Source organism: Stenotrophomonas sp. HMWF023 (genome assembly GCF_003060985.1).
Lineage (GTDB): Bacteria > Pseudomonadota > Gammaproteobacteria > Xanthomonadales > Xanthomonadaceae > Stenotrophomonas > Stenotrophomonas lactitubi.
Map to the genome: position 1 here is coordinate 5399 of NZ_QAIJ01000293.1, position 2580 is coordinate 7978.

Annotated in this window: 2 protein-coding genes; both read left to right on the forward strand. The window is 65.9% G+C overall.

The window, feature by feature from the left end; genetic code table 11:
- Positions 1-3: 3 nt before the first annotated feature.
- Positions 4-2139: a TonB-dependent hemoglobin/transferrin/lactoferrin family receptor gene (locus DBR20_RS16565; protein WP_258223404.1), complete on the forward strand. Its 2136-nt coding sequence runs from the start codon at positions 4-6 to the stop codon at positions 2137-2139.
- A 4-nt stretch (positions 2140-2143) separates the two neighbouring features.
- Positions 2144-2580: Hemin transport protein (locus DBR20_RS16570; RefSeq protein WP_258223403.1), on the forward strand; the 437-nt coding region annotated here is incomplete at its 3' end.

Here is a 2580-nt window from a genome sequence, read left to right on the forward strand (position 1 = left end):
CCGCTGTCCGCCCATGCTGCCGATGCTGCGCCCGACGCGCGCGAATTCGATCGCGTGCAGGTCACCGCCACCCGTACCGAACGTGCGGTCAGCGATGTCGCCGCCACCGTCGATGTGATCGACCGCGAGCAGATGGACCGGCAGCTGGTGCAGGACATCAAGGATCTGGTCCGCTACGAGCCGGGCCTGTCGGTCAGCCGCAGCGCAACCCGTTTTGGCCTCGGCAGCATCCGCATCCGCGGCCTGGACGGCAACCGCGTGCGCATCCAGACCGACGGCATCGCCATGCCGACCAGCTTCAACATCGGTTCGTTCTCCAACGCCAACCGCAACTTCACCGACCTGGACACGCTCAAGCGCGTGGAGATCGTGCGCGGACCGGCCAGCTCGCTGTACGGCTCGGACGCACTCGGTGGCGTGGTTGCCTTCGTCACCAAGGACCCGGCGGATTACCTGAAGGATGGCAAGGACAGCTACGTCGGCCTGAAGTTCGGATACGACGGCGAGTGGAAAGGCCTGCTCGGTGGTGTGACCAGCGCCTTCGGTGGCGAGCACTGGAGTGGCATGGTCAACATCAACCACCGCCAGGGCCAGGAAACCGACAACAAGGGTGATGTGCGCAGCAACGACAACACGCGCACCGCGGCCAACCCGCAGGACCGTGATGGTCGCAGCGGCCTGGCCAAGCTGGTCTATGCACCCAGCGAAGACCAGCGTTTCCGCCTGACCGTGGAAGGCAACGAAGACAACACCGATACCGACGTGCTGTCCTCGATCGACCGCACAACCACCACCGGCATGAAGGCGCGCGACACGCAGAGCCGCACCCGCGTGTCCTTCGCCCACGAGATGGATGCGCTGGACAAGGGCTTCGCCGACAGCCTGCACTGGCAGGTCTACACGCAGGACAGCGAAACCACGCAGCGTACCGATGAAGCACGCGCCAACGGCAGCCGCCGCCATCGCGAGTTCAATTTCGACCAGCGCGTGTATGGCCTGCAGGCGGTGTTCAACAAGGCCTTCAGCACCGGCAGCGTCGAACACGCGCTGACCTATGGCTTCGATGGCGCCCGCACCGAGATCCGCCAGAAGCGCGATGGTTACCAGGTCAGCAACCGTGGCGTGGTCAGCACGACGATCCTGCCCGACGCGTTCCCCGTGCGCGATTTCCCGATCAGCAAGACCACCGAGCTGGGCCTGTACGCACAGGATGAAATGCGCCTGGCCGACGGCAAGCTGTCGCTGGTGCCGGGCGTGCGCGTGGACCGCTACGAACTGAAGCCGGACGTGGACAGCATCTTCGCCGAGGACAATCCCGGCGTGGCCGTGTCGGAGCTGAAGAAGACCAGCGTGTCGCCGAAGTTCGGCCTGGTCTATCGCTTCACCGATGAGTGGTCGCTGTTTGCCGGCTATTCGCGTGGCTTCCGTTCGCCGCCGTACAACGACGTCAACCTGGGCTTCACCAATTTCGCCTTCGGCTACACCGCCATTCCCAACCCGGACCTGAAGCCGGAAACCAGCGACGGTGTCGAACTGGGCATGCGCTTCCTGAGCCCGGCGGCGTACGTGAGCCTGAGTGGCTACTACAACGACTACAAGGACTTCATCGAGTCGCAGACGCTGGTAGGCACCAACGCGCAGGGCTTGATGGTGTTCCAGTCGCGCAACGTCGCCGACGCACGCATCTACGGTGCAGAATTGAAGGCCGGTGTCGACTTCGGCCAGATCAGCCCGGCGCTGCAGGGTTGGGCGCTGCGCAGCGCGGTGGCGTGGTCGCGCGGCGACAACAAGACCGCCGATGTGCCGCTGGATTCGGTCGATCCGATGCGCGGCACCGTCGGCCTGATGTACGACACCGATACCTGGGGCGTCGAACTGGCCGGTACCTTCGTCAAGCGAAAGGACCGCGTCGCCTCAGCCAGCATCTATCGCCCGGCCGGCTACGGCGTGGCCGACCTGATGGCGCACTGGAACTTCGCCCCGGGCGCGACCTTCAACGTCGGTATCTTCAACCTGGGTGACAAGCGTTACATCGACTGGTCCAACGGCGGCTCCACCCTGTCAGCCACCAGCACCGTTCTGGACCGCTTTACCAGCCCCGGCCGCACTCTGTCGGCCAGCCTTGCCGTGTCCTGGTGATCCCATGAGCCGAGCCCTGTCTGCGCGTCGCCTGCCGTCCTCCCTGTCGCGTTCGTCGCTGCGGGCCTGGCCTGCGCCGGAACAGCTGGCAGCGCTCGGCACCGTGTTGTGCCTGTACCACGCCGATGGCAATGAACTTGGCGGCTGGCGCCAGGCAGTATCGGTGCATGCCTGTCAGGGCGTGGACAGCGAGGGCCTGCGCGAAAGCCTGTGCTTCCTGGATGCACGCGGCCGCTGCGTGTGGCGCCTGTACCTGTTGCCGGATAGCGATTTCCTGGCCTGGGACCGGCTGGTGGCGACGCTGCCGCCCGGTCCTTCGCACGATGCCGATGGCAGCGTTGGTGAGCGCCTGTGGCGGCGCCTTGCCGGGCATCTGGGCGGCCAGCGCTGGCGCCTGTGCACGCTGCGCCTGCATGCTGCCGACGAGGGCCGGACCCTGGC